Below are 25,476 nucleotides of genomic sequence, written 5' to 3' on the forward strand. Positions count from 1 at the left end.
GCCGATCAGTTCTATTGCAGAGCCGCGGCGAGCGACTCGGCGGTGTTGGTCTGCCACTGAATGTAGTCCAGGCCTTCGGGCAGGGTTTCGGTCACCTCGACGACGGGGATGCCCGCCGACTCGGCCGTGGCGCGCACGTCCTGGGTGACCCGGTCCTGTGTCTGCACGTTGTAGACGAGGGCCTGCACCTGCTTGCCGGTGAGCAGTTGCCGGGTTGCGGCGATGGCGGCGGGCGCGGGGTCGTTGCCGTTCTCGATGGCGCTCGTGAACTCGGGCGGGGTGACGTCCTTCAGGCCTGCGGACTGGAGCAGGTAGTACGCGATCGGTTCGGTCTGCGCGACAGGTGCGTCTTTGTGCGCTGCCGCGATGCCGTCGGTGATCGCGGAGATCTTCTCGAGCTGACCGTGGAAGGTGGCGGCGTTGGCCTGGTAGGCGTCGGCGTTGTCGGGGTCGAGTTGGCCGAGCTTGTCCGCGATGGACTGCGCGGTGGCGTCGACGGTGTCGACGTCGAACCAGACGTGTTCGTTGACGTCGCCGTGGTCGTGGCCCTCGTGCGAATCGCCGCCGTCCGAGTGCTCGTCCTCGCCCGCGTGCGCGCCGCCCTCGAGGAGGTCGAACGCGTTGACCGTGAGTTGGTCGCTGTTGCCGGTGCCGATGATGTCGTCGACGAAGTGGTCGTATCCGCCGCCGTTGTAGACGATCAGCGACGCGTCGGTGAGCTTGGCGGCGTCGGTGGGGCTGGCCTCGAAGGAGTGCGGGTCGGACGACGGCTCGGTGATGATCGAGGTGACGTCGACCTTGTCGCCGGCGACGGCCTGGGCGACGCTGCCCCACACGTTCGTCGACGCGACGACGGTCAGGGTGCCGTCGCCGGTTGTGTCGGAGCCGCACGCGGTGAGGGTGAGGGCCGCGGCGAACGACAGCCCGACGGCCGCCGTGGCTGCACGAAAACCTGAGGAAGCGCGCACAGAGAACTCCTGACAGAACGAATCGCTAAACGCTATTGGAAACCGTTACCGTTGCACTTTAGCGGATCGGTCCTGGTAGTGCACTTTCGGTGCAGCCCCGACGAGCCCGAACCGGCACCAGGTACTAACGTCCCCCTATGCCCAGGTCTCGACAGCCACGTCGCCAAGCCACGCTGGCGTCGCTCGCGGCCGAGCTCAACATTTCGCGAACGACGGTGTCCAACGCCTACAACCGGCCGGATCAGCTCTCCGCCGAACTCCGCGACCGGGTGCTGCAGGCGGCGAAGCGCCGCGGCTACCCGGGCCCCGACCCGGTGGCCCGGTCACTGCGCACCCGCAAGGCCGGCGCCGTGGGATTACTGCTCACCGAGGCCCTCAGCTACTCCTTCCGCGACCCCGCCGCGATGAGCTTCCTGTCCGGGCTGGCCGAGTCGTGCGAGGCCGCCGGGCAGGGCCTGCTCCTGATCCCGGCGGGCCCGGGCCGGGAGGAGGCGGACGCCGCGGCGGTCGTGCAGCAGGCGGGTGTCGACGGGTTCGTCGTGTACTCGGTGGCCGACGACGACCCGTACCTCGCGGCGGTGTACGAACGGCACCTGCCGATGGTCGTGTGCGATCAGCCGCGGGAGATCCCCGGTGCGTCGCTCGTGGGCATCGACGACCGCGGCGCGATGCGCGGTCTCGCCGACTACCTCATCGGCCTCGGCCACCGCGACATCGGCGTGCTGAGCATGAGGCTGGGGCGCGACCGCGCGGACGGGGTCGCCGATGCCGAGCGGCTGCGGTCGCCGAACTTCCACGTCCAGCGCGAACGCATCGAGGGCGTGCGCGACGCCATGTCCGATGCCGGCCTGGACCCCGCCACCCTCACCGTCATCGAGCGGTTCGAGCACACCGGCAAGTCGGGGCATGCCGGTGCCGCGCAGGCGCTCGCCGTGAATCCGCGGATCACCGCGCTCGTGTGCACCACCGACGTCCTCGCGCTCGGCGCGCTGGACTGGGCGCGCTGGCAGGGCATCGACGTGCCCGGTCAGCTGTCGGTCACCGGATTCGACGGCGTCGACGACGCACTGCGCGAGGGCCTGACCACGGTGCGGCAACCGCAGGAGGAGAAGGGCCGCCGGGCCGGGGCCCTGCTCATGTCGCCGTCGCACTCCGGCGTCGCGACCGTCGAGATGCTCGAGACCGAACTGCTGCGCGGTTCGACGGCCGGGCCCGCCAGCCGCTGACCCGGCCTCCGGCTCACGCCAGGAGCTGAGCGCAGCGCAGCAGTCCCAGGTGGCTGTACGCCTGGGGGTGGTTGCCCAGCGACCGCTCGGCGACGGGGTCGTACTCCTCGCTGAGCAACCCGGTCGGCCCGGCGGCGTCGACCAGTTGCGCGAACAACGCCTCCGCCTGCGACCGCTGACCGATCAGCAGGTACGCCTCCACCAGCCACGCCGCGCAGAGGTGGAACCCGCCCTCGGTGCCGGGCAGTCCGTCGTCGTGGTGGTAGCGGTACACGGTGGAGCCGCTGCGCAGTTCCGCCTCGGTGGCCGTGACCGTGGCCGCGAACTTCTCGTCCGACGGGTCGATCAGCCCGGACAGTCCGATGTAGAGGGTGGCGGCGTCGAGGTCGGTGCCGTCGTAGGCGGCGGTGTACGAGCGGACCTCGTCCTTCCAGCCCTTCTCGCGCACCTCGTCCGCGATCTTGTCGCGCAACGGTATCCAACCGGGTTCGACGTCGCGCCCGAAGTGCTCGGCCAGCGCCACCGCGCGGTCGATGGTGACCCACCCCATCACCTTGGAGTACACGTGGTGCCGCGGGTTGTCGCGGATCTCCCAGATGCCGTGGTCGGGTTCGAACCAGCGCCGCTCCACGGCCTCGACCATGGCGCAGACCAGTTCCCAGTCGCGGTCGTTGAGCGCCACCGGGGCGCCCTGCGTCTCGCGGGCGTGGGACAGGTCGTGGATGAGTTCGACGATGGGGCCGAACACGTCGAGTTGCACCTGCTGGTTGGCCGCGTTGCCGATGCGGACGGGACGCGATCCTGCGTACCCGGGCAGCGAGTCGATGACCGCCTCGGGTGGCAGACCACCGCCGTGCAGCGTGTAGAGGGGGTGCAGGCGTTCGGGGCCGGGCAGCGTCTCGAGGACGTCGTGCACCCAGTCGAGGTAGCCCTCGGCCTCGCCGAGCGAACCGAGGCTGACGAGCGCGGACGCGGTGAGCGCCGCGTCGCGGAGCCAGCAGTACCGGTAGTCCCAGTTGCGGACGCCGCCGATCTCCTCGGGCAGCGACGTGGTGGCGGCCGCCATGATCGCGCCGGAGTCGACGTGCACCAGGCCGCGGAGAGTGAGCGCGGAACGCTTCATCAGGTCGGGTTTCAGCGTGGGCAGGGTCAGGCTCTTCGCCCAGTCCGACCAGTACGATTCGGCGCGCGCGCGGCGTTCCGCCTCCGGGGTCTCGGAGGGGCCGAGCTCCTCGGTGCCGCAACGCAATTCCAGGACGACGTCGCCACCGGACGGATCGACGACGGCATGCGCGGTCTGCTGGTTGCCGTCGGAGGTGACGTTCCACTGCACGCCGGGGGAGCGCAACACGATCGGCTCGTTGGTGCCGTGCACCCGCAGTCCCTCGCTGACCGCCTCGAGGATGACCTGGCCCTGACCGAACTCGGGCCGCGGGGCGAACGTCACGACGGCGGCAGCCTGCCCGCTGATCACCCGGGTGAGGTCGGTGCGGCCCAGGCGGACGTCGTGCGGCAGGTAGTCGGTGACGGAGAGGCTGGCCCACCGGGTCTGGACGGTCATCGTGCTGTCGATGTACCGCTGGCTCAGCGGCAGGGCGCTGCGGTGCGGGCCGACGCTGAAATGGCCGGCCTCCGGTCCGCCGAGCAGGTGCGCGAAGACGGAAGCAGAGTCGGGTTCGGGGTGACACAGCCATGTGAGGGTCGCGTCCGGCGTGACGAGGGCGACGGTCCGCGGGCTGGCGAGCATGGTGAGGCGCTCGATCGGCGGCGCGTGCGCCCCGGACAGCCAGGTGCGGCGCTCCTCGAGCAGGAACGCGAGGGCCGCGGCGACGTCCTCGGTGGTCGACACCCGGAATTCGGCGAGGCTCTCGCCGGGGCCGACCTTCACACCGAGGTCGGGACCCTGGAGACGGGCGAACGCCTTCTCGTCGGTGACGTCGTCGCCGACGAACACGGCCGCGGTCGCGCCGTCCTGGTGGCGGATCAGGTCGAGGGCGTGGCCTTTGTCGGTGGCGACGACGGCCAGTTCGATGACGGACTTGCCCTCGGTGACCTGCACGCCCACCCGCTGCCCGGCGTCGGCGCGCACCGCGGCCAGGGCCCGGGCGCCTTCCTCGGCGTCGGCGTTGCGGACGTGCAGGGCGACGCTCGCCGGCTTCGCCTCCACCGACGTGCCGGCGTGCAGGCCGGCGATCCGGGTGAGTTCCTCGGTGATCTCGCCGAGAAGCTTCTTGGCGTCGGCGTCGATCGCGTGGATGAACCCGATGTCGAATTCCGAACCGTGGCTGCCGACCAGTTGAACCTCGGCGGGCAGCCGCGACAGCGCGGCGAGGTCCTTGAGCGCCCGGCCCGAGATCACGGCCGCCGTGGTTCCGGCGAGGCTGGCCAGGGCGCGGAGAGCGCGCACCGATTCGGCGTGGGGAAACGCCTTTTCGGGGTCGGAGACGATGGGGGCCATCGTGCCGTCGTAATCGGACGCGACGAGCAGGCGAGGGGTCCGCGCAACCCGGGAGAGGGCACGACGAAGTTCGATGGGCAGATCATGGGCGCTCACACGTTCAAATCTAGGGGATGTGACGGATGTGAGCGCGTTCTCGGCCGGGGCTGTGCCCCGATCGCGTCCTATTCGGGTCTGCGGCTCCCGTCACCGAGCAGCAGTTCTACGGTGAGTTCGAGCCGATTCGCCACATCGGTCGCGGACGAGCGCCGTGTGAGCCAGGCCACCAGGTTCGACAGCCATACGTCGGAGATGACGCGGGCGACGGCCAGCTGGTCCTCGGTGGGTTCGGTGTCCGTCATCGCGCGGGCGAACAGCCGGTCCATCAGCTTGCCCACCTGATCGACCTCGGCGGCGGCGGACGCGTCGGCGAACATGAACGCGCGCGTCATGGCCTCGGTCAGCAGCGGGTCGCGCTGCATGGCCCGGGTGATCTGACTGAGGATCAGCTGCATCCGCTCGAGGGGGTTGCGGCCCGGCGGGTTCTTTCCGCGGGAGTCGATCCGCTCGAACTCGCGGGCGAGCGCCGACACCAGCAGGTGCACCTTGGACGGGAAGTAGCGGTACAGCGTTCCCACGGCGACGTCGGCGCGCTCGGCGACGGCCCGCATCTGCACGGCTTCGTATCCGCCCTTGGACGCCAGGGCCAGGGTCGCGTCGAGGATCCGCTTGCGCCGTTCCTTCTGCGCGTTGGAACTGAGATCGTCCTCGCCCAGCGTCGCCGCAGCGACCGTCGTGGACCGTGATCGAGAGCTGGTCGTCATTACCTGTTTTCCTTCGCGCCTTGACTCATGGCCAGGTGTCATATTAGAACACGTTCTAGACGAATGTGTCATTCAGGAGAGGCGGATACCCGTTGTGACTATCGCCACCACCGAGGAACAGAGAGCTGCAGCGGGTGCGATCCAGGCGTGGGCGCGGTCGACGGATCCGCTGGCCACAGTACGGCAAGGACCAGCAGATTCGTGGCACACGTCGTGGCCGTCCTTCTCTTCGCTCGGAATTTTCTCGGTCGCCGTGCCCGAAGAGGTCGGTGGGTCGGGGGCGGAGATCGTCGATCTCGCCGCGATGCTCGAACAGGCCGCGACCGAACTCGTCCCGGGCCCTGTTCTCTCCACCGCTCTGGCCGCTCTCGTCGTCGGCCGCAGCTCCGGCGCCGCCGCGAAACGATGGTCCGAGGACCTCGCCGACGGCGCGATGCCGTGCGCGGTGGTTCTCGGCAACTCCCCGGTGAACGCGACCCTCGGCGCCGACGGCGGGTTGACGGTCACCGGCGACGCCGGCTTCGCGATCGGCGGCGACACGGGAGTGACCGTGCTGGTGCCGGCCGACACGAGCGAAGGGGTCGTGTGGTGCCTGGTCGACGGCGAATCCGACGGTCTCGGCATCACGGTCGCCGACACGATCGACAAGAGCCGTCCGCTCGCGCGGGTGCGGTGCGACGGGGTGGCGGTGGCGGCCGACCGCGTGGTCACGGGGGTGCGGGACGGGCTGGTGTCCGACCTCGCCGCGACCCTGGCCGCCGCGGAGGCGTCCGGCATCGCGGCCTGGTGTCTGCGAACGGCGGTGGAGTACGCCAAGATTCGCGAGCAGTTCGGCAAACCCATCGGATCGTTCCAGGCGATCAAGCACCTGTGCGCGGAGATGCTGTGCCGCGTCGAACAGTCCGCGGCGGCGGCCTGGGACGCGGCCGTGGCGGCGGAGGACGCGTGGGACGCGGACGGCGGCGAGCTGCCGGTCGCGGCCGCGGTGGCGGCGACGATCACGCTCGATGCCGCCGTCGAAACCGCCAAGGACTGCATCCAGGTGCTCGGCGGCATCGGCTTCACGTGGGAGCACGACGCGCACTTCTACCTGCGCCGGGCGACGTCGCTGCGGCAGCTGCTCGGCGGCTCCGCCCACTGGCGGTCGCGGGTCACCGAACTGACCCGGGCGGGCGCTCGCCGGCACCTGTCGATCGACCTGACGGGCCTGGGAGAGGAGCGGGCGCGGATCCGCGCCGACATCGCCGCGCTGGTGGCCCGGCCGGAGTCGGAGCGACGCGCGGCCCTGGCCGAGTCGGGTTACCTGGCGCCGCACTGGCCCGTGCCCTACGGGCGAGGTGCGCGCGCCGCGGAGCAGATCCTGATCGAGGAGGAGCTGGCGGCGGCCGGGATCGGCAGGCCCGACCTCGTGATCGGCTGGTGGGCGGTGCCGACCATCCTCGAGCACGGCAGCGCCGAGCAGATCGAGCGTTTCGCCACCCCGACGCTGCGCGGCGAGATCGTCTGGTGCCAGCTGTTCAGCGAACCCGGCGCCGGCTCCGACCTGGCGGCGCTGCGCACGTCGGCGGAGAAGGCGGACGGCGGGTGGCGGCTGAACGGCCAGAAGGTGTGGACGTCGCGGGCGCGGGAGGCGGACTGGGCGATCTGCCTGGCGCGCACCGACAAGGACGCGCCCAAGCACAAGGGCATCAGCTACTTCCTCGTCGACATGACGACCCCCGGCATCACCGTCTCGCCGCTGCGCGAGATCACCGGCGACGCCCTGTTCAACGAGGTGCACCTCGAGGACGTGTTCGTGCCGGACGACCTGATGGTCGGGAATCTCGGCGACGGCTGGAAGCTGGCCCGCACCACGCTGGCGAACGAGCGGGTCGCGATGGGCGGGGGCTCCTCGCTCGGTGCGGCGATGGAGGAACTGCTCGCGCTCGCGGGTGACGGCGACCCGGTCGCCGACGACACGCTCGGCCGGCTCATCGGCACCGCGCTCGTCGGCTCGCAACTCGAACTGCGCACCACCCTCCGGCAGCTGGACGGCCAGGACCCCGGGCCCGAATCGAGCGTCCGCAAGCTGGTGGGCGTCCGTCAACGGCAGGCGGTCGCGGAATTCGCGATGGAACTCGGCGGCACGGACGGCTGGGTGGAGGGTCCGCTCGCGCGCGAGTTCCTGAACACCCGCTGCCTCTCCATCGCCGGCGGAACGACGCAGATCCTGCTGACCGTGGCGGCCGAGCGGATTCTAGGGCTGCCGCGCGGCTGAGCCGGGTCGCGCTCGGCCTTTCGCGGGCTCCGGGATGGTGATACAACTAGAACACGTTCTAAATCGAAGGTGGGATTGTCAGCGTGGACTTCACTCGAGACGAAACCCAGGAGGCCGTGGCCCAGGTCGCGGCCGGACTGCTGGCCCGCGACCTCGACGGCGACGCCCTCTGGGCCGCATTCGCCGACGCCGACCTGCTGACCCTCGCGCTGCCGGAACGTCTCGGCGGCGAAGGGCTCTCGGTCACCGACGTCGGCGCGCTGCTCACCGAGGTCGGGCGGAATGCGGCGCAGGTTCCTGCGCTGGCGACGCTCGGATTCGGGGTGCTGCCCATCGTCGCGCTGGGCGACGACGCGCAACAGGACGCCCTGCTCACCGGTCTCGCCGACGGTCGCACGTTCACCGCGGCGCTCGCCGAACCCGGGGCGCAGTTCCCGGCACGGCCGTCGGTGACCGCGGTCGTGGACGGCGACGGCCACTCCGTCACCGGTCGCGTACTCGCGGTCCCGTTCGCCGAGCACGCGCACCGGATCCTGGTGCCGACGGACGCCGGGGTGGTGCTGGTGGATCCGGGCGAGGACGGCGTCACGCTCACACCGACACCCACGGCGTCGGATAGTCCCGAATTCGCGATCACGTTCGACCGGGCCAAAGGCGAACTGCTCGCCGCCGGCGACAACGCGGTGCAGACGCTGTACCGGATCGCGCTGGCGTCGATCGGGGCGGTGGCCGACGGACTGCTCTCCGGTGCAACGGTTCTGGCGGGCGAGCACCTGGCCACCCGGCACCAGTTCGGCAAGCCGCTCGCGACGTTCCAGGCCGTCTCGCAGCAGATCGCCGACGTCTACGTCACGTCCCGCACCCTGCACGTGTCGGCGCTCGCGGCGTCCTGGCGGGTGTCCGAGGGCCTGGACGCACAGGACGATCTGGACGTGATGGCCTACTGGATCGCCGCCGAGGTGCCCGCCGCCATGCAGGTGCTGCACCACCTGCACGGCGGGATCGGCGTCGACGTGACGTACCCGCTGCACCGCTACTACTCGACCGCCAAAGACCTGGCCCGCCTCGTGGGCGGCGCCTCGTACCGACTCGACCTCGTGGGGGCCCGGTGTTCATCGATCTGACCGACGAGCAGCGGGAGCTGCAGGCGGAACTCCGGCGCTACTTCTCCGGGCTGATCTCCCCGGCCGAGGCGGAGGTGATGCGCACCGAGCGCCACGGCGCCACCTACCGCGAGGTCATCCGCCGGATGGGGAAGGACGGCTGGCTCGGGGTGGGCTGGCCGGTGGAGTTCGGCGGTCGCGGTTTCGGAGAGATCGAGCAGCAGATCTTCGTGAACGAGGCTGTGCGCGCCGATGTTCCGCTGCCCTCGGTGACGCTGCAGACGGTCGGGCCGACGCTGCAGACCTACGGCACCGAGGAGCAGAAGCGCAAGTTCCTGCCCGCGATCCTGGCGGGCGAGGTGCACTTCGCGATCGGCTACACCGAACCCGAGGCGGGTACCGACCTGGCGGCGCTGCGGACCACGGCCACCCGGGTGGGGGACGAGTACATCGTCAACGGCCAGAAGATCTTCACCACCGGCGGCCACGACGCCGACTACCTGTGGCTCGCCGTCCGCACCGGTTCGGCCGACTCGCGGCACCGCGGCATCTCCATCCTGATCATGGACACCAAGGACCCCGGCTACAGCTGGACGCCGATCATCACGTGCGACGGCGCGCACCACGTCAACGCCACGTACTACTCCGACGTCCGGGTGCCCGCGAACATGCTGGTGGGCGAGGAAAACCAGGGATGGCGCCTGATCACCACCCAGCTCAACCACGAACGCGTCATGCTCGGGCCCGCCGGCCGGGTCGGGGGACTCTATGACCGCGTCCGCAACTGGGCGGTCGCGCACGACCTGCTCGGCGAACCGGACGTGCGGCGCGCGCTCGGCGAGATCCACGCGACGTACCGCCTCAACGAACTCCTCAACTGGCAGGTCGCGTCCAGTGAGTCGGATGCCGTCGACATCGCCGACGCGTCCGCGACGAAAGTGTTCGCCACCGAACGCATTCAGCGTATCGGCAGGCTCGCGGAGGAGATCGTCGGACGTTACGGCGACCCGTCCGAGCCGGCGACCGCCGACCTCGTGACGTGGCTCGACATGCAGGTGAAACGCAACCTCGTCATCACGTTCGGCGGCGGCGTCAACGAGGTGATGCGCGAGCTGATCGCGACAGCCGGCCTGAAACTTCCCAGAGTCCCGCGATAGGAGCGCCGCGCGATATGAGTTCCGAACAGATTCTCGCTGCCGCAGAAGAGGTCCGGTCGGCGGGTCCGAGCGCTCCCCGGCCCGGACGGGACCCGATCAACCTGCCGATGATCCGCAATTGGGTGGAGGCGATCGGCGACAAGAATCCGATCTACGTCGACGAGGCGGCCGCGCGGGCAGCCGGACACGACGGCATCGTCGCCCCGCCCGCTATGGCGCAGGTGTGGACGATGCAGGGCCTGAACGCCGTTCGGCAAACCGACGACCCGCTCGGGCGCATGACGACCATCCTCGACGAGGCCGGGTTCACGTCCGTCGTCGCCACCAACTGCGATCAGATCTACCACCGCTACCTGACGGTCGGGGAGGAGGTCACCATCACCACGACCCTCGAGGACGTGGTGGGCCCGAAGAAGACGGGCCTCGGCGAGGGGTGGTTCTTCAACACCCGCAGTGTGTGGCGCGACGCCGCAGGCGAACCGGTGGCCGAGATGCTGTTCCGGATCCTGAAGTTCATGCCGAGAACCGACAGGCCCGGGCCGTCGGGGAACGGCCGCGGTGCGTCCTACGACGACCTGGACCCGTCGAGGATGATGCGGCCCAGCGCCTCCCAGGACACCCAGTTCTTCTGGGACGGTGTGGCCGCGCACGAACTGCGGATCCAGCAACGCGAGGACGGGTCGCTGCAGCATCCGCCGGTGCCCGCGCTGTGGAAGGACAAGGCGGAGGCGACGGACTACGTCGTCGCGTCGGGCCGCGGCACGGTGTTCAGTTACGTCGTCCACCACGCGCCGAAGGTCCCGGGGCGTTCGCTGCCGTTCGTGGTGGCGCTGGTCGAACTGGAGGAAGGCGTCCGCATGCTCGGCGAACTGCGCGGTGTCGAGCCCGCCGACGTGACGATCGGGATGCCGGTGGAGGCGATCTACCTCGACTTCCCCGGCGACGAGGAGACGGGCGGCGCGCCGTGGACCCTGTACGCGTGGCAGCGCGGAGCGAAGGAGCAGTCATGACGTCCACTCTCGATGTCGTCGTGGGAACGACGCTTCCGGAACTGTCCGTCACCGGCGACCCGACGTTCGTCGTCTCGGCCGCGCTCGCGACGCGCGACTTCCAGGACGTCCACCACGACCGCGACCTGGCGCAGCAGCGCGGATCGAAGGACATCTTCGTCAACATCCTCACCGACACCGGTCTGGTGCAGCGGTTCGTCACGGACTGGGCGGGACCGACCGCGGTGATCAGGTCGATCGCGCTGCGCCTCGGGGTTCCGTGGTACGCCTACGACACGCTCACGCTGAGCGGCACGGTGGCGTCGGTGGACGACGGCGTCGTCACGCTCGACGTCGTCGGGAAGAACGGTCTCGGCGACCACATCACGTCGAAGGTGACCCTCGTCCTGGACGGACGCACGAACGGAGCGGGTGCATGAGCGGGCTGTCGGGCAAGGCTGTCATCGCCGGGATCGGCGCCACCGACTTCTCGAAGGATTCGGGCCGCAGCGAATTGCGGCTGGCGGCGGAGGCCGTGACGGCGGCGCTCGAGGACGCCGGGCTGACACCGGCGGACGTCGACGGCCTGACGTCCTTCACGATGGACACCAACACCGAAGCGGCCGTGGCCCGTTCGGTCGGCATCCCGGACCTGAAGTTCTTCAGTCGAATCCACTACGGCGGTGGCGCGGCGTGCGCGACCGTGCAGCAGGCCGCGATGGCCGTGGCCACCGGCGTCGCCGACGTGGTGGTGGCGTATAGGGCGTTCAACGAGCGGTCGGGGATGCGGTTCGGGCAGGTGAACTCCGGTCTGGTGCAGCAGGTGAACTCGTCCGGTACCGACAACGCGTTCTCCTACCCGCACGGCCTGTCGACGCCTGCGGCGTTCGTCGCGATGGTCGCGCAGCGGTACATGCACGAATACGGCGCCACGAGTGAGGACTTCGGCCGGGTCGCGGTCACCGACCGCAAGCACGCGGCCACCAATCCGAACGCCTTCTTCCACGGCAAGCCGATCACCCTCGAGGACCACCAGAATTCCCGCTTCATCGCCGAACCGCTGCACCTGCTCGACTGCTGTCAGGAGTCCGACGGCGGCATCGCGATCGTGGTCACGTCGCCGGAGCGGGCGAAGGATCTGAGGCAGAAACCGGTCGTGATCACGGCGGCGGCGCAGGGGAGCGGCAGCGACCAGTACATCATGACCAGCTACTACCGGCCCGAGCTCGCGGGACTGCCCGAGATGGAGCTGGTCGGCAGGCAGCTGTGGGATCAGGCCGGTCTCGGACCACAGGACATGGATCTGGCGATCCTGTACGACCACTTCACACCCTACGTATTGATGCAGCTCGAAGAGCTCGGCTTCTGCGGTCGCGGCGAGGCCAGGGACTTCATCGCCGACGGCACGATCGAACTCGACGGCAGCCTGCCGCTGAACACCCACGGAGGCCAGCTCGGGGAGGCCTACATCCACGGCATGAACGGCATCGCCGAGGGGGTGCGGCAGGTCCGCGGCACGTCCGTCAACCAGGTCTCCGGTGCGCAGAACGTCCTCGTCACCGCCGGGACGGGCGTTCCGACGTCGGGTCTGGTGTTGACGGCCTGAGCCCGATCAACGCAGGAAGGCACCGATCACCGGCGCCAGCGCGCCTGCGTTGGTGACGATGTCGATGTGCCCACCGGAGTGCAGGTGCAGCGTCGCATTCGGCAAGAGTCGATTCATGATGTGCGCGTTGACGACCGGGATGATGGGGTCGTCGGTACCCGCGACGATCAGCGTCTGCTGCCGAATCAGGGGCAACACCGGCAGACTGGTCCACACCGATCCGGCCAGCAGTTGATGGAGGTAGCCGACGAGGGAACCGGCGTGGAGTTGCTGCAGGAACAATTTCGCGACGTCGTCACCCCTGCGGTGCGCGGTCCCGCCGTACAGGTCGCCGGCGATCGAGGCGGCGTAGTCGGGGTCGGTGAACCGGCGCGGCGTCAGCATCTTCGCCAGCACCCGGGGACTGCCCGGAACCATGAGCACACCGGTCCCGGTCGCCACGAGAACCAGCCGCCGGCAGCGGGACGGGTTCTGCAGGGCGAACTGCTGGGCGAGGGCGCCGCCCCAGGACAGCCCCAGGACGTCCACGACGCCCGTACCCAGTGTGGTGAGCAACCGGCCCAGCACCCACGCGAGGTAGGGGAACCCGTACTGCAGGGGCGAGGCGGGCGACCCACCGGTTCCCGGAACGTCGAACCGGACGATCGCCCGTTCCGGATCCAGCTTGTCCACCAGGGGTTCGAGTACCTCGAATCCGGCGCCGATCCCGTTGCACAACACCAGGGGCACCCCGGTTCCGCGACGGACCTTCACCCGGATCCGCTGGCCGCCGACGGGGACGACGTACGTGTCGTCCCCGCCGCGGTCTGCAAACAATTCGGTCACACTCATCGGTACAGCACCACGACGTCGGCGATGCACGCCGGCCGTTGCGCTCCCTCGATGTCGTAAAGGTGAAGGGTCATGGTTGTCTCCGGGTGTGTCGGGTGTCAGTTCTGGTGCACGTAGGTGCCGGGCGCCGGGGCCACGGGCGGATACTCGCCGGCGCCGAGGCTCTGCGGAGCGTCGATCTCGGGGCCGCTGCGCTCACCGAGCCACTGCGCGTAGTCGGGCCACCACGAGTCCGAGGCCGTCTGGGCGGTTTCCAGCCACTGTTCGGGGGTCTCGTGGTCGGCCTGGGCGAAACGAAACGACGCGCGCGGGTTGTCAGGCGGGTTGACCATCGAGGCGATGTGGCCGCTCGACGAGAGGACGAATCGGTTGTCCTTGCTGCCGAGCAGGCGGGCGCTGCGGTATGCGGACTGCCACGGGCTGATGTGGTCGGCGATACCGCCGATCACGTACGCGTCGGCTGTGACCGTCGACAGATCGACGGGGGTGCCCAGCATGCTCACCGCTCCGGGGGTGGTGAGTGCGTTCCGCAGGGCCATCATCACGAGGTCGCGGTGGAGGGCGGCCGTCATCCGGGTGGTGTCGGAGTTCCAGAACAGCACGTCGAAGGCCGCCGGACGACGTCCCTGCACGTAGTTGTTGACCCAGTACCGCCAGACCAGGTCGGTCGGGCGCAGCCAGGCGAACACCTCGGCCAGTGTGCGACCGTCGAGGTATCCCTGCGCGGACGAGGCCCGGATCGCGGCGCTCGCGGCGCGTTCGCTCAGCGCGGCCGAGGCGAACCCGGCCCGGTTCTGGTCCAGCACGGTGACGGCGAGCGCCAGCCCGGCGATCCGGTCGCCCTCGCCGATCTCGGTGAGATGGGCCGCCGTCATGGCGGCGAGGATGCCGCCCGAGCAGGTGGCCAGCAGGTGCGTGCGATCGGCACCGGTGATCTTCTCCACCGCGTCGAGTGCGTCGATGATCGCCTGGCCGTAGGCGTCGGTGCCCCAACTGCGATGGCGAGCAAGAGGATTGCGCCACGAGATCGTGAACACCTGTTGGCCCTGCTGCAGCAGGTATTCGATCATGCTCCGTCCCGGAGCGATGTCGAGGATGTAGTACTTGTTGATCACCGGGGGCACGATCAGGAGCGGGGTCGAGCGGACGGTCGGCGTCTGCGGTGTGTAATGGATCAGCTCGAAGGCCCGGGTCTGGAGCACCACCGCGCCCTTGGTGGTGGCGACGGTCTCACCGACCGCGAACGCGTCGGGCTCGACCATGGCGGGCACCCGCGGCTGGGAACTCATGTCCCGGGCGAAGGCACGCAATCCCCGGACGGCGCTGAGACCGCCGGTGTCGATCAGGGCCTTCCACCCGAGCGGGCTGAGGAGCGGGCTGTTGGTCGGGGACAGGCCCTCGACGATGTTGTCGAGGACGAACCGGATCTTCTCGGTGTCCCGCCAGTCCAGCGCGGCGTCGGCGAGCAGGGCATCGCTGGTGTGCGCCGCCGCGAGATAGGCCTGCATGGTGCGACGGAGCAGTGGATTCTGCTGCCACGCGACGTCGCTGAAACGCTTGTCCGCCTTGGCCGGGGCGCGGTCGGACCGGCCGGCGGCGATCGCGCCGAGCTCACGTGCGAGTGCGCCGCCCCGGGAGGCGAGCGTGCGCGGTTGCTTGGCGAGTTCGAACCCGAATCGGGTCCACGAACTGTTCGGCTGCATTCTCGCCGGGAGTCCGCGCGTCGGCTTCGTGAGCAGGAGGTCGAGGGGGACGGCGAGTTCGTCGGGGCTGGTGAACGAGGGCGCAGTGGTCACGGTGCGGTGCTTTCGGTGGTGGATGCAGGGATGGTGATCTCGCGGCGGACGATCTTGCCGGTCGGGCCCTTGGGGAGGGTGTCGACGAGCCAGATCTCGCGCGGGTACTTGTAGGCGGCGACCCGGGTCTTGACGAAGTCGCGCAGTTCGGCGGGATCGGCGTGCGCACCCGCTTTGAGCGCGATCGCGGCGCCGATCTCCTCGCCGAGGGACTCGTGCGGAACACCGACGACGGCCGCCTCGGCCACCGCGGGGTGCTCGTAGAGCACTTCCTCGACCTCGCGGGGGTAGACGTTGAGACCGCCACGGATGATCAGGTCCTTCTTCCGGTCGACGATGATGAAATACCCGTCCTCGTCGGCCTTTCCGATGTCCCCGGTGGCGAACCAGCCGTCCGCGGAGACGGCCGCCGCCGTGGCGTCGGGCAGGTTCCAGTAGCCCTTCATCACATTGCCGCCGCGGATCTGGATCTCGCCGGATTCGCCCTGCGCCGCCTCGGCGCCCGCGTCGTCGACCACGCGCATCTCGACGCCCTCGATGGGGGTGCCGATCGTGCCGGGTTTGCGTTCCCGGCCGGGGTGGTTGAACGAGGCGACGGGGGAGGTCTCCGACAGTCCGTACCCTTCGAGGACCACGGCCCCGACGGCCTCCTCGAAGTCGGTGAGCACCTGCACCGGCAGCGCCGCGCCGCCGGACACGCAGACGCGGAGGGTCGCGGTAGCCGACTTCGGGAACTCGGACGCCACGCCGAGCAGCGCCGAGTACATCGTCGGGACACCCTCGAAGACGGTGACGCCGTCACGTTCGACCACCTCGAGCGCCTTGCGTGGCTCGAACCGCGGGATCAGCGTGAGGGTCGCACCGACCGACACGGCGGCGTTCAGCCCGCAGGTCAGGCCGAACACGTGGAAGAGCGGCAGACATCCCATCACCACGTCGGCGGGCCCGATCTCGAGCAGAGTGCGCGCGGTGACCTCGGCGTTCCGCGCGAGTCCGCCGTGGGTGAGTTCGGCGCCCTTGGGCTTGCCGGTCGTCCCGGACGTGTGGAGCACGACGGCGGTGTCGGTGTCCGTCCGGTCGACCGGACGCGGCTGCGGAGCAACGCCGGCCATCAGGTCGTCGAGGCCCGCGTCGTCCACCAGCCAGCACCGCGCGCCCGTCGCCGCCGCGGCGTCGGTGGCCGCGTCCGCGAACGCCGGCGACCCGAACAGTGCCGTCGCGCCCGTGTTGGACAGAAAGAACTCGACCTCCCGCGACTTCAGCAGCGGGTTCATGGGGACGGCGATCGCACCGCAGCGCAGGATGCCGTAGAAGACGATCGCGAACGCGGGGGTGTTGGGCAGCATCAACCCGATACGGTCGCCCGGTGCGACGCCGGCGCGTTCGAGGACGGTGGCGAGCCGGGCGGCGGCGTCGTCGAACTCGGTGAAAGTGAGCTGCAGGTCGTCGCACCGGAGGGCGATGTTCCCGGGAACGTCGTGGGCGGACGCTGTGAGATTCAGACTCAGATTCGGCAAGATGGGTCTCCGCTCGCTACCGGTTGTCGTCGATTGCATCCATCGTGACCTCACCCGCGCGGAAGGGCGATGGTGGCGGAAACAACATGACGGCCTCCAGGATGTTCCCGGCCACAGTGCGTGTTCCGGCCGACTATCGTGTCCGGTATGGCTGCGTCCCCCGATCCCTCAGTCGCAGCACTGGGCAAGGTGATGCTCGTTCACGCCGACGAACTGGGTGCGCAGCTCGCCGAACTGATCTGCGTGCAGATCGAGTTCTACGGTTCGAATGCCGTCGTCACGAAGGACGAGCTCCGGCAAAGTTGCACCGCCAACATTGCTTTCGTCTTCCGGCAACTGTCCGGTGAGGCCGACTCGGACTTTCCCGCGGCGGCAGAGACCGGTACCGCGCGGGCCCGCGCCGGTGTGCCGTTACCGGCGGTCATGGACGCGTACCGCGTGGGGTTCAGATTCATGTGGGAGACGACGATCGCGCACGCGCGCCGAAACGGCGACCTGTCGATCGACTCGATCCTCGCTGCGACGTCGCAGATCCTGCTCGCCCAGGACACCTTCACCCAGGCCATGGCCACCGCCTACCGAAAGCAGCTCACCATTCAGATCCTCAGCCACGAGGAGGAGCGGTCCGCATTGGTGGAAGCGCTCCTGTTCCGGCGGATCACCGACCGGCACAATCTGTGGGAGATCGCCGACAGTCTCCGGTTGCCCACCTCGGGTCCCTATGTGGTTGTAGCAGCTGAGGTCCCGGAGATCGGACGTCTGGGGCTCCCCGAGATCGCGAGCAAACTGGACGTGCGCGACATTCGCTCGGCGTGGCGGCTGCTTCCCGACCTGCAGGTCGGGATCGTCTACCTTCGGGCGCCTGCGGTGCTCGATGCCGTCGTCCAGGTGCTCGAGGGCGTCGCGTCGTCGCGCGTCGGGATCAGCCCGCGCTTCGACGACCTCGCCGAGACGAGTGAGGGGCTGCGTCTCGCCCGGCTGGCCATCGCGGGTGAACCCTCGTCGGAGTCACTGGTCGCGCTGTTCGACGATTCCCCGCTCGCCTTCGCCGCGGCGAGCGCACCGGACACGATGGCTCGCATCCGGACGTCCATTCTCGGTCCGCTCGACGATCTGCCGGACGCGGAGCGTCAGATCCTGGTGACCACCTTCGAGGCCTGGCTCGACACCGGCGGTTCGGCGAACGACACCGCGACCGCCATCTTCTGCCACCCCAACACGGTGCGTCACCGCCTGCGCCGGATCGAGGAGCGGACCGGCAGGTCTCTCTCGCGACCGCGGGACGTGGCCGAGTTGTGCCTGGCGTTCGAGATCGACCGCCGCCGGCCGCGAGCCTCCGAGGCGTAGTCAGGCCACAGCCCGCGGCGACCGTACGACCACGCGCTTCGCGATGTGTTTTGCGACGTAGGCGGCGTCGCGGCCCACCCCGCCGGTGAGCATCGACGCGAAGGCCTGCAGGAACGGCAGACCGACGAAATACAGTCCGGGATGGTCGGGTGAGACTCCGCGGGACTGCTCGGGCCACCCGTCCGCACCGGTGACGGGGATCTGGATCCACGTCGTGTCCTTGCGGAACCCGGTGCACCAGATCACGTTGCGGACGTCGAGAGCGGTGCCGTCGTCCAGGATCGGATTGCCGTCGCGCACGTCGGTGACCTTCGCCGGGAAGTGCTCCACACGAGCCGCGGCCAGGTCGGCGCGCTTGACCCGGAGCAGTGGGCCGCCGCCCGAGCGGACGTGGGCGCGCATCTTCCGGCCGACGGGGGTGCGTTCGGTCAGAACGTGATTCGCCATGAACCACAGAATCGGGATGGCGACGTGCGCGGCGCGGCCCTCGAGGTCGAACGGCACCTCACCGCGGACGGGACCGCAGATCGTGGTGTGATGCGAACGCGACGCCTCCAGGGCGATGTCCGCGCCGGAGTGGCTGCACCCGACCACCAGCACCGGCCCGTCCTGCAGTTGGGAGGGATTGCGGTAGTCGCTGGAATGCAGTTGCCGGATCCGGGGGTCGAGGCGGTCGGCGAGGTCGGGGACGACCGGGGTCTGCCAGGTGCCGGACGCGACGACGACGTTGCCGGCCTCGAATCGGTCCGTTCCGGCGGTGACGACGTAGCGGTCGCCGAGACGGGACAGTCCGTCCACGGTGACGCCGGTCCGGACCGGCAGCGCGAACCGCTCCGCGTAGGCCTCGAAGTAGTCGGCGATCTCGTCCTTCCCCGGCCAGGACCACGCGGGGGCCGGGATTCCCCAGCCGGGCAGGCCGTCGTACCGGGCGGGACTGTAGAGCCGCAGCGAGTCGAACCGTTCCCGCCACACGTCCCCGACGCGGTCGTGGGCGTCGAGGATCACGAACTGCTGCCCGCGCCTTGTGAGGTGGTAGCCGGTGGCGAGACCGGCCTGCCCGGCACCGATCACGATCGTGTCGAAACGTTCTGTGGACATCGGGTGCCTTCTTCCCTCGGCGTTCGGTGGTTGTGCTCAACGCTAGGAGCGGGGCCGATCCCGGCGCGTCGGGAGAAAGGCGCAGATACGTACGACCGTATGGGTACTTTCATGCAGCCGGGCCGACGAGATGATGCTCGTAGGCATAGGCCGTGGCCGCCGACCGCGACGAGATTCCGAGCTTGACGAAGATGTTGCTCAGGTGCCGCGCGACCGTCTTCTCGCTGAGGAACAGTTCCGTCGCCACCGCCCGGTTGCTCTTGCCCGCCGCGACGAGGCGGAGCACGCACACTTCACGCGGGGTCAGCGGAGCGGAGTCCGCGGGGCCGGGACGGAACTCCGCCCGCAGTCGCTCGAGGTCGGGGAGCGCGCCCAGTTGCCGGTACGTGGCGGACGCGAGGTCGTGCTCCATCTCCGCGGTGTCGTCGTCGCCGAGGTCGCGGCACACCAGCGCGACCGACTCCCGGACCCGCGCGCACTCGTAGGGCGCGCCGATCTCCTGCCAGCGCCGCCACGCGTCGCGCAGAACGGTCAGCGCGTCGCTGCCCCGTCCCTCGGCGTGCAGTACCGATCCCGACGCCTGCGCGGCCAGGGCGCACAGATAGGGAATCGCGAATCGGGTTGCCGTCGCGTCGAGTTCGTCCGCGGCAGATCTCGCCGCCGGGACGTCGCCCGAGGCGAGCAGGATCTCCACGCACGCGGGCAGCAGCCGGGCGCGTTCCACGGCGCCGGTGGCTTCGTCCAGCGCGCAGCGGATCGACGCGGCCGCGCTGCCGACCCGCCCCTGCGCCATCCGCAGCAGTGCGAGTCCGGGTTGCGGGCGCCTGCCCAAGCGGTTCGCCTCCAGGAACAACTTCTCGGCCTGGGCGACCTCGCCGCGCAGGCGGTGGAGGTCGGCCATCACGTAGGCGGCGGACCCGGCCGCGGGTTGCGAGGCGAGTCGTTCGTGCGCCCGCCGCGCCGAGTCCATCGCCGTCGGCCACTCGCCCTGCAGTTGCAGGATCTCGGCACGGTGGACGAGGCACTGGCCGCGGTAGGGGACGAGGCCGGGTTGCGAAGAGCACCATTCCTCCAGCGCCACAGTCCATTCCCTCGACCGCCGGAGGTCGCAGATGTTCTGGCACTGCTCGATCACGGCGCAGTACACGATCCCCGCGACCACCGGGGAGACGTTGTCGGACGTCACCCCGACCATCGCCTCGTCGAACGCGGACACCGCCTCCGCGACGTGCCCCAGCAGGACGAGCGAATGGCCGGTGCCCAGCACCCCGAGCGTCGTCAGATCCGGGTCGGCGAACCGGATGCCCACGTCCGTCACCGTGCGGAAGATGTCCCGGGCCGCGGTGCCGTCGCCGTCGTCGATCCGGCGCAGCCCCTGCGGCACCAGCAGGTAGCCGCGCTCCGCGCAGTCCACGCCCGCGGTGTCCAGAAGTCGCTGGGCCTTGCCCAGCCAACCGCCGCCGCGGGCGTGCTCGCCCCGCATGAGCAGGCCGAACGAGAGCCAGAACGCGCACCGCGCCGAGCGCACCGGTCGACCCGTGCGGGTCCACTCGTGCACCGCCCGCTCCCACCATCCGGTGCTGGCGTCGTCCTCACCGAGCAGGTAGGCGGCGGTGGCGAGCAGTTCGAGGTCGGCACCCGGCAGCGGGTCCTGCCGATCGGCGCTCGACAGGCGGGTGTAGGTGTCGCGCCAGTCTCGCCGCTCGAAGGCCGCACGGCCCGTCCGGAGTTCCGACGCCGCATCCGACATCATGGTCTCCTGCCGAAGATCTGCGCGCTGACCTGCTCGAATTTCAGACTACCGCCGCACAGTGCCTGCCCGGAACGTCGAATATTCCGCTGCACCTGTCGGTGCCTCGAGTCACACTGGGTCGACACGCCAACGGATGGGAACTTCTGATGGTCGATGCGATAACGGCAGAGGGTCTGGTCAAGAAGTACGGCAAGGTCACAGCGCTGGACGGGGTCGACCTCGCGGTCCCCTCGGGAACGGTGATGGCGCTGCTCGGCCCGAACGGCGCAGGCAAGACGACGGCGGTGCGGGTCTTCACCACCCTCCTCGTCCCGGACGCCGGCCGCGCGCAGGTCGCCGGTCTCGACGTCGTCCACGACGCGCGGGTGCTCCGGTCCCGGATCGGCGCGTCGGGACAGTACGCGGCCGTCGACGAGTACCTCACCGGCTTCGAGAACCTGGAGATGGTCGGTCGGCTCTACCACCTCGGGGCCAAACGCAGTAAGGCGCGAGCCCGCGAACTGCTCGACCAGTTCGACCTCGTCGAGGCGGGAGATCGCCCCGTCAAGGGGTACTCGGGCGGCATGCGCCGGCGTCTCGACCTCGCCGGCGCGCTGGTGGCCGAGCCGGAGGTGCTGTTCCTGGACGAACCGACCACCGGGCTCGACCCCCGCGCCCGGCTGGCACTGTGGGACGTCATCGACAATCTGGTCGCCCGGGGCACCACCCTGCTCCTGACCACCCAATACATGGAGGAGGCCGAGCGCCTCGCCGACCAGATCGCGGTGATCGACCACGGCTCCGTCATCGCCCGCGGAACCGCCGACGAATTGAAGGACCGCGTGGGCGGTGAGCGCATCGAGTTGAGCGTCCGTGAGGGCGTCGACCTGTCCGTCGTGCGCGACGAACTGGCCCCGCTCGCCGCAGGCGACATCCTGCTGGAAGAGAACGTCCGCCGGGTGACGGTGCCGGTGACCGGCGGTGCCGACGCCCTCGTCGAGGCGCTGGGCCGACTCTCCAACAGAGGAGTGAAAGTCTTCGACGTCGGACTCCGCAGGCCCACCCTGGACGACGTCTTCCTCACCCTGACCGGACACGAAGCCGAAGAGGAGCACATCTCATGAGCGCCCCACAGACGGCGTCCGTGCACACCGCGCTCGCGGACGGGCTCACGATCGCCAAACGAAACATGATCAAGATCAAACGCGTCCCCGACCTCATCGTGTTCACCACGTTGTCGCCGATCATGTTCGTGCTGCTGTTCGCGTACGTCTTCGGTAGCGCGATCCAGGTTCCCGGGATGTCCTACCGGGAATTCCTGATCGCCGGGATCTTCACGCAGACGGTCATCTTCGGGGCCACCTGGACGGGCCTCGGGATGGTCGAGGATCTGCAGAAGGGGATCATCGACCGATTCCGGTCGCTGCCGATGGCCCCGTCCGCCGTCCTCCTCGGCCGCACGTCCACCGACGTCCTGATCAACATCGTCAGCCTCGTCGTGATGTCGCTGACCGGTCTGATCATCGGGTGGCGCATCCACTCGAGTCTCGGCGAAGCGGTCCTCGGCTACCTGCTCCTGCTGTTGTTCGCCTACGCCCTGTCGTGGGTGATGGCGGTGGTCGGGCTCTGGATCCGCACCCCGGAAGTGTTCAACAACGCCAGTTTCATCGTCATCTTCCCGCTGTCGTTCATCGCGAACACGTTCGTCGAGACCACCAACCTGCCCGGCCCGCTCAAGGTGATCGCCGAATGGAACCCGGTGTCCGCGGTGACACAGGCCGTGCGGGAACTGTTCGGAAACACCAACCCGGCCATGACCGTTCCCGACGCCTGGCCGTTGCAGCACCCGGTCATCGCATCACTTTTGTGGTCGGCGGTCCTGTTGGTGATCTTCGTGCCATTTGCCATCCGGCGGTACAAGAAGGCGGTCAGCCGCTAGTGGAGTTCGCGCGGCGAATCGACGTCGCGTCCCGAGCCCAGATCGGAGCAGTCGACCGCCTCGGCGCCGTGTGCCGCAAGGTACTTTCGTGCACCGGAGTCCCCGGTGAGGCTGCGCCGCAACGGGAGCCAATGGTCCCGGCCGATCAGAACTGGGTGCCCCGGGCGTCCGCCGTAGTGAGCCTGGCGCAGCGCCGACCGGGCGTCGCCGGGCGGAACCGAAGCCACCCGCCGGACGGCGTCGACGCCGAGGTCGGGGAGGTCGACGAGGGTGATGACGACGGCATCGACGTCGTCGAACGCATCCGCGACCTCCAGCCCCCGCCGCAGGGACGCGGACAGCCCCGACTGCCAGTCGTCCGCGATCCCGACGGTGACGGGGACCCCGCCCGGCAGGAGCTGCCGGGCCTCGTCGGCGCGGGCACCGAGCACCACGACGGTCGGCGCGCATCCGGCCTCCGACAGCACCCGGACACCGCGCGCCAGCCACGGTTCCCCGTCCGCGCCGACGACGAGCGCCTTCGGCATGCCCATGCGCGAACCGGCCCCGGCCGCGAGCAGCACGCCCCCGATCGTCATCGAACTCTCACCGTCCAACGCTGCATGCGCTCAAACATACGACGGTGCGGTCGTAGACTGGCCGGTGGCCTCGGCAGGCCCAACAGACGGCACGCCCAACAGACGGCACGCCCAATCGGAACGGACGGACGCATGGTGGATCCGAACAGAGTCGGCGAACCTGCCCAGCAGGAGTTCGCGCAGCGGTGGGGCGGCGCGGGCAGCGTCGTCGACCTCGACGGTCCCGTGCACTGGGTCGAATACGGCGAGGAGACCGAGTTCCCTCCGGTGGTCATGGTCCACGGGCTCGGCGGCTCGCATTTGAACTGGGTGCGGATCGCACCGGTTCTCGCCGAGCGCACCCGCGTGCTCACCGTCGATCTTCCCGGGTTCGGGCTCAGCCCGTCCGGACGACGCCGCACTGGGGTCGGCGCCAACGCGAAGGTGCTGCACCGCTTCCTGCGTGACGTCGTCGGTCGTCCCGTGATCCTGATGGGCAACTCGATGGGCGGCATGATCTCGCTGTTCGAGGCGGCGGCGCACCCGGAGACCGTCTCGGCGCTGGTCCTGGTCGACCCCGCACTGCCTGTCGCGCAACGGATTCCGGACCCGCGGGTCGCCGCACAGTTCGCGATGTACTTCACCCCGTTCGTGGGCGAGCGGTTCCTGCAGTATTCGAGCCGGAAGATGACGGACCGGCAGTTGGTCGAGCGCACGATCGACCTGTGCTTCGCCGATCCGAGCCGGGCGTCGGAGGATTCCCTGGACGCCGCAACGGCGCTGGTGGGCTATCGCCGCGCACTGCCGTCCGAGGACGCTGCGTTCCTTCAGGCCAGCCGCTCACTGATGCGTGTGCTGGCGCGTCCGCGGCGATATCTCGATGCCATGCAGTCGCTCGCGCAGCCCGTTCTGCTGCTCCACGGCGACCGTGACCGGCTGGTCCCGGTTGCGGCGGCCCGCAAGGTGGCGACCGCGAATCCGCGGTGGGACAGCGTGATTCTCGCGGACGTGGGGCACACTCCGCAGCTCGAGGTCCCCGACACGATGCTCGACCGCGTGCTGACGTGGGTCGACAGGCACGGGCTGATCGACGTCTAGGTGTCGGACGCTCCGCCGGTCCCGGCGATCGACTGCGCGAGCGCACGGAACAGGTGCGTCAGTTCGGGCCGCGTCGCGGTTCCGCTCCGGACGACCCCGCACACCGGGATGCGCAGCCGATCGTGCGCCTCGCGCAGGAAGCTCAGCCCCCGCCGGGGCGTCGCGTCGGCGGTGTCGGCGTACAGCACCGTCCACGACCGCGGGGTGGTGAGGACGTCGAGTGTGGCCGTGTGGTCGCTGGGGATCGACGGTCCGAGCATGACCCGCTGCCCGACCTGCCGGAATGCGTCCTCGACCACGTTGTGGATCAGGATCTGACTACTGCGGGGCGGCAGTAGCAGCGGGTACGGCGCCAGTTCGCTGAGGTCGACGGTCGAGACCCCGGCCAGCGGGTGTTTGCTCGACGTCACGATGACCAGGTCTTCGAGCCCGAATTCCACGGTTTCGAGCCCGGGCCGGTCGACGCCGCCGCGGATGAGTGCGAGGTCGGCGTCGCCCGACGCGACCGCGGTCATCCGGTCGGTGAAATCCTTGATGACGAACTCGATGTCGAGCTGTGGGAAGTCTTCGCGGACAGCCGATATCGCCTCGAGGCTCTGGGTCGCGAAGCTCATGCTCGCGCTGATGCGGAGCCGGTTGCGCGGGTCGAGTCCCACCGACAGAGCGCGGGCCTCGAGGCCCATCATCTCGGCGGCGATGGGCATGAGTCGTTCGCCCGCAGCGGTGAGCCGGGTGGCGCGCGTCGAGCGTTCCAGCAGGGTGGTGCCCAACTCCTGTTCGAGTTTGGCGATCTGATGGCTGATCGCCGACTGGGAGATGAAGCAGCGCTGTGCCGCGCGCGAGAAACTGCCCTCCTCGCCGACCGCGAGGAAGTAGCGAAGCTGTCGGAACTCCATGACCTGAGGTTACGTCCTTCGGGGAAGACTTATGAGCAATCGAGATAACACAATTTCGATTTCCCCAGCTTACTGGCGATTAACACGGGTCGATCCCT

The 25,476-nt window shown here is 69.4% G+C and carries 21 protein-coding genes; 11 read left to right on the plus strand and 10 right to left on the minus strand.

The features are described from left to right. Positions 1 to 11: 11 nt before the first annotated feature. A complete protein-coding gene (locus ACFU5V_RS00605; RefSeq protein ID WP_378696003.1) occupies positions 12 to 968 on the minus strand; it encodes a metal ABC transporter solute-binding protein, Zn/Mn family in 957 nt (318 codons plus the stop codon). 137 nt (positions 969 to 1,105) lie between these two features. Between ACFU5V_RS00605 and ACFU5V_RS00610 the strand changes: the two genes are divergently transcribed. After that, the gene (locus tag ACFU5V_RS00610; protein WP_378696005.1) at positions 1,106 to 2,194 is read left to right on the plus strand and encodes a substrate-binding domain-containing protein; all 1,089 of its coding nucleotides are present in this window, start codon (positions 1,106 to 1,108) and stop codon (positions 2,192 to 2,194) included. A 13-nt stretch (positions 2,195 to 2,207) separates the two neighbouring features. Here the strand turns inward: ACFU5V_RS00610 and otsB are convergent, their stop codons facing one another. Beyond that, on the minus strand, positions 2,208 to 4,748 hold the full coding sequence (gene otsB / locus ACFU5V_RS00615) for a trehalose-phosphatase (RefSeq protein ID WP_378696007.1): 2,541 nt from the start codon (positions 4,746 to 4,748) through the stop codon (positions 2,208 to 2,210). A gap of 68 nt (positions 4,749 to 4,816) precedes the next feature. Then, a complete protein-coding gene (gene kstR, locus ACFU5V_RS00620) occupies positions 4,817 to 5,455 on the minus strand; it encodes a cholesterol catabolism transcriptional regulator KstR (RefSeq protein ID WP_005566090.1) in 639 nt (212 codons plus the stop codon). A 94-nt stretch (positions 5,456 to 5,549) separates the two neighbouring features. Here kstR and ACFU5V_RS00625 point away from each other — a divergent pair, with 94 nt between their 5' ends. From ACFU5V_RS00625 to ACFU5V_RS00650, 6 genes are all read left to right on the plus strand, one after another. Next, a complete protein-coding gene (locus tag ACFU5V_RS00625) occupies positions 5,550 to 7,712 on the plus strand; it encodes an acyl-CoA dehydrogenase family protein (protein ID WP_378696009.1) in 2,163 nt (720 codons plus the stop codon). A gap of 83 nt (positions 7,713 to 7,795) precedes the next feature. Then, positions 7,796 to 8,836, plus strand: a complete 1,041-nt coding sequence (locus tag ACFU5V_RS00630) for an acyl-CoA dehydrogenase family protein (RefSeq protein WP_378431859.1) — start codon at positions 7,796 to 7,798, stop codon at positions 8,834 to 8,836. After that, entirely contained in the window at positions 8,821 to 9,972 is a 1,152-nt protein-coding gene (locus ACFU5V_RS00635) for an acyl-CoA dehydrogenase family protein (protein ID WP_378696011.1), read from the plus strand. The genes ACFU5V_RS00630 and ACFU5V_RS00635 overlap by 16 nt, the downstream gene beginning before the upstream one ends. 14 nt (positions 9,973 to 9,986) lie before the next feature. Continuing rightward, complete coding sequence (locus ACFU5V_RS00640) at positions 9,987 to 10,982, plus strand: bifunctional MaoC family dehydratase N-terminal/OB-fold nucleic acid binding domain-containing protein (RefSeq protein WP_378431863.1); 996 nt, start codon at positions 9,987 to 9,989, stop codon at positions 10,980 to 10,982. After that, positions 10,979 to 11,401: a MaoC family dehydratase gene (locus tag ACFU5V_RS00645; protein ID WP_378431864.1), complete on the plus strand. Its 423-nt coding sequence runs from the start codon at positions 10,979 to 10,981 to the stop codon at positions 11,399 to 11,401. The genes ACFU5V_RS00640 and ACFU5V_RS00645 overlap by 4 nt, the downstream gene beginning before the upstream one ends. After that, positions 11,398 to 12,567: a lipid-transfer protein gene (locus tag ACFU5V_RS00650; RefSeq protein WP_378696013.1), complete on the plus strand. Its 1,170-nt coding sequence runs from the start codon at positions 11,398 to 11,400 to the stop codon at positions 12,565 to 12,567. The genes ACFU5V_RS00645 and ACFU5V_RS00650 overlap by 4 nt, the downstream gene beginning before the upstream one ends. Before the next feature lie 6 nt (positions 12,568 to 12,573). Here the strand turns inward: ACFU5V_RS00650 and ACFU5V_RS00655 are convergent, their stop codons facing one another. The 3 genes from ACFU5V_RS00655 to ACFU5V_RS00665 form a co-directional block, all read right to left on the minus strand. Continuing rightward, positions 12,574 to 13,398, minus strand: a complete 825-nt coding sequence (locus tag ACFU5V_RS00655) for an alpha/beta fold hydrolase (RefSeq protein WP_378696015.1) — start codon at positions 13,396 to 13,398, stop codon at positions 12,574 to 12,576. A gap of 98 nt (positions 13,399 to 13,496) precedes the next feature. Beyond that, positions 13,497 to 15,194 (minus strand): PHA/PHB synthase family protein, encoded by a 1,698-nt coding sequence (locus ACFU5V_RS00660; RefSeq protein WP_378431869.1) that lies wholly within the window; start codon positions 15,192 to 15,194, stop codon positions 13,497 to 13,499. Beyond that, positions 15,191 to 16,711 (minus strand): long-chain fatty acid--CoA ligase, encoded by a 1,521-nt coding sequence (locus tag ACFU5V_RS00665; RefSeq protein ID WP_378696017.1) that lies wholly within the window; start codon positions 16,709 to 16,711, stop codon positions 15,191 to 15,193. Before ACFU5V_RS00665 ends, ACFU5V_RS00660 begins: the two co-directional genes overlap by 4 nt. 147 nt (positions 16,712 to 16,858) lie before the next feature. Between ACFU5V_RS00665 and ACFU5V_RS00670 the strand changes: the two genes are divergently transcribed. Next, positions 16,859 to 18,058 carry a PucR family transcriptional regulator gene (locus tag ACFU5V_RS00670; protein WP_378696019.1) on the plus strand — a complete coding sequence of 400 codons (1,200 nt, stop codon included), beginning with the start codon at positions 16,859 to 16,861 and terminating at the stop codon, positions 18,056 to 18,058. Here ACFU5V_RS00670 and ACFU5V_RS00675 read toward each other — a convergent pair whose 3' ends face one another. Together ACFU5V_RS00675 and ACFU5V_RS00680 are read right to left on the minus strand one after the other, a co-directional pair. Continuing rightward, the gene (locus ACFU5V_RS00675) at positions 18,059 to 19,156 is read right to left on the minus strand and encodes a flavin-containing monooxygenase (RefSeq protein WP_378696021.1); all 1,098 of its coding nucleotides are present in this window, start codon (positions 19,154 to 19,156) and stop codon (positions 18,059 to 18,061) included. It abuts the gene before it with no gap. A 109-nt stretch (positions 19,157 to 19,265) separates the two neighbouring features. Beyond that, complete coding sequence (locus ACFU5V_RS00680; RefSeq protein WP_378696023.1) at positions 19,266 to 20,906, minus strand: LuxR C-terminal-related transcriptional regulator; 1,641 nt, start codon at positions 20,904 to 20,906, stop codon at positions 19,266 to 19,268. Between the two features lie 149 nt (positions 20,907 to 21,055). On the opposite strand from ACFU5V_RS00680, the gene ACFU5V_RS00685 reads away from it, so the two are divergent. Together ACFU5V_RS00685 and ACFU5V_RS00690 are read left to right on the plus strand one after the other, a co-directional pair. Next, positions 21,056 to 22,012, plus strand: coding sequence for an ATP-binding cassette domain-containing protein (locus ACFU5V_RS00685; protein WP_378431875.1), 957 nt, complete (start codon positions 21,056 to 21,058; stop codon positions 22,010 to 22,012). Beyond that, complete coding sequence (locus ACFU5V_RS00690) at positions 22,009 to 22,827, plus strand: ABC transporter permease (RefSeq protein ID WP_072939452.1); 819 nt, start codon at positions 22,009 to 22,011, stop codon at positions 22,825 to 22,827. Before ACFU5V_RS00685 ends, ACFU5V_RS00690 begins: the two co-directional genes overlap by 4 nt. On the opposite strand, the gene ACFU5V_RS00695 is transcribed toward ACFU5V_RS00690, so the two are convergent. Further along, positions 22,824 to 23,405 (minus strand): NTP transferase domain-containing protein, encoded by a 582-nt coding sequence (locus ACFU5V_RS00695; protein ID WP_378696025.1) that lies wholly within the window; start codon positions 23,403 to 23,405, stop codon positions 22,824 to 22,826. The two genes, ACFU5V_RS00690 and ACFU5V_RS00695, sit on opposite strands and share 4 nt — an antisense overlap. 132 nt (positions 23,406 to 23,537) lie before the next feature. Here ACFU5V_RS00695 and ACFU5V_RS00700 point away from each other — a divergent pair, with 132 nt between their 5' ends. Next, positions 23,538 to 24,482 carry an alpha/beta fold hydrolase gene (locus ACFU5V_RS00700; RefSeq protein ID WP_378696027.1) on the plus strand — a complete coding sequence of 315 codons (945 nt, stop codon included), beginning with the start codon at positions 23,538 to 23,540 and terminating at the stop codon, positions 24,480 to 24,482. On the opposite strand, the gene ACFU5V_RS00705 is transcribed toward ACFU5V_RS00700, so the two are convergent. Continuing rightward, positions 24,479 to 25,378: a LysR family transcriptional regulator gene (locus ACFU5V_RS00705; RefSeq protein ID WP_378696029.1), complete on the minus strand. Its 900-nt coding sequence runs from the start codon at positions 25,376 to 25,378 to the stop codon at positions 24,479 to 24,481. The genes ACFU5V_RS00700 and ACFU5V_RS00705 overlap by 4 nt on opposite strands. Between the last annotated feature and the right edge of the window lie 98 nt (positions 25,379 to 25,476).

It is taken from the genome of Rhodococcus sp. NPDC057529 (assembly GCF_042802055.1).
In the GTDB taxonomy this organism is placed as follows: domain Bacteria; phylum Actinomycetota; class Actinomycetes; order Mycobacteriales; family Mycobacteriaceae; genus Rhodococcus_F.

Bases quoted from the DNA above. Each gene is read 5' to 3' on its own strand.
- ACFU5V_RS00610 (WP_378696005.1), top strand. From the start codon at position 1,106: ATGCCCAGGTCTCGACAGCCACGTCGCCAAGCCACGCTGGCGTCGCTC.
- ACFU5V_RS00705 (WP_378696029.1), bottom strand. From the start codon at position 25,378: ATGGAGTTCCGACAGCTTCGCTACTTCCTCGCGGTCGGCGAGGAGGGC.
- ACFU5V_RS00650 (WP_378696013.1), top strand. From the start codon at position 11,398: ATGAGCGGGCTGTCGGGCAAGGCTGTCATCGCCGGGATCGGCGCCACC.
- ACFU5V_RS00700 (WP_378696027.1), top strand. From the start codon at position 23,538: ATGGTGGATCCGAACAGAGTCGGCGAACCTGCCCAGCAGGAGTTCGCG.
- kstR (WP_005566090.1), bottom strand. From the start codon at position 5,455: ATGACGACCAGCTCTCGATCACGGTCCACGACGGTCGCTGCGGCGACG.
- ACFU5V_RS00695 (WP_378696025.1), bottom strand. From the start codon at position 23,405: ATGACGATCGGGGGCGTGCTGCTCGCGGCCGGGGCCGGTTCGCGCATG.
- ACFU5V_RS00675 (WP_378696021.1), bottom strand. From the start codon at position 19,156: ATGTCCACAGAACGTTTCGACACGATCGTGATCGGTGCCGGGCAGGCC.
- ACFU5V_RS00670 (WP_378696019.1), top strand. From the start codon at position 16,859: ATGGCTGCGTCCCCCGATCCCTCAGTCGCAGCACTGGGCAAGGTGATG.
- ACFU5V_RS00685 (WP_378431875.1), top strand. From the start codon at position 21,056: ATGGTCGATGCGATAACGGCAGAGGGTCTGGTCAAGAAGTACGGCAAG.
- ACFU5V_RS00645 (WP_378431864.1), top strand. From the start codon at position 10,979: ATGACGTCCACTCTCGATGTCGTCGTGGGAACGACGCTTCCGGAACTG.
- ACFU5V_RS00680 (WP_378696023.1), bottom strand. From the start codon at position 20,906: ATGTCGGATGCGGCGTCGGAACTCCGGACGGGCCGTGCGGCCTTCGAG.
- ACFU5V_RS00690 (WP_072939452.1), top strand. From the start codon at position 22,009: ATGAGCGCCCCACAGACGGCGTCCGTGCACACCGCGCTCGCGGACGGG.
- ACFU5V_RS00640 (WP_378431863.1), top strand. From the start codon at position 9,987: ATGAGTTCCGAACAGATTCTCGCTGCCGCAGAAGAGGTCCGGTCGGCG.
- ACFU5V_RS00655 (WP_378696015.1), bottom strand. From the start codon at position 13,398: ATGAGTGTGACCGAATTGTTTGCAGACCGCGGCGGGGACGACACGTAC.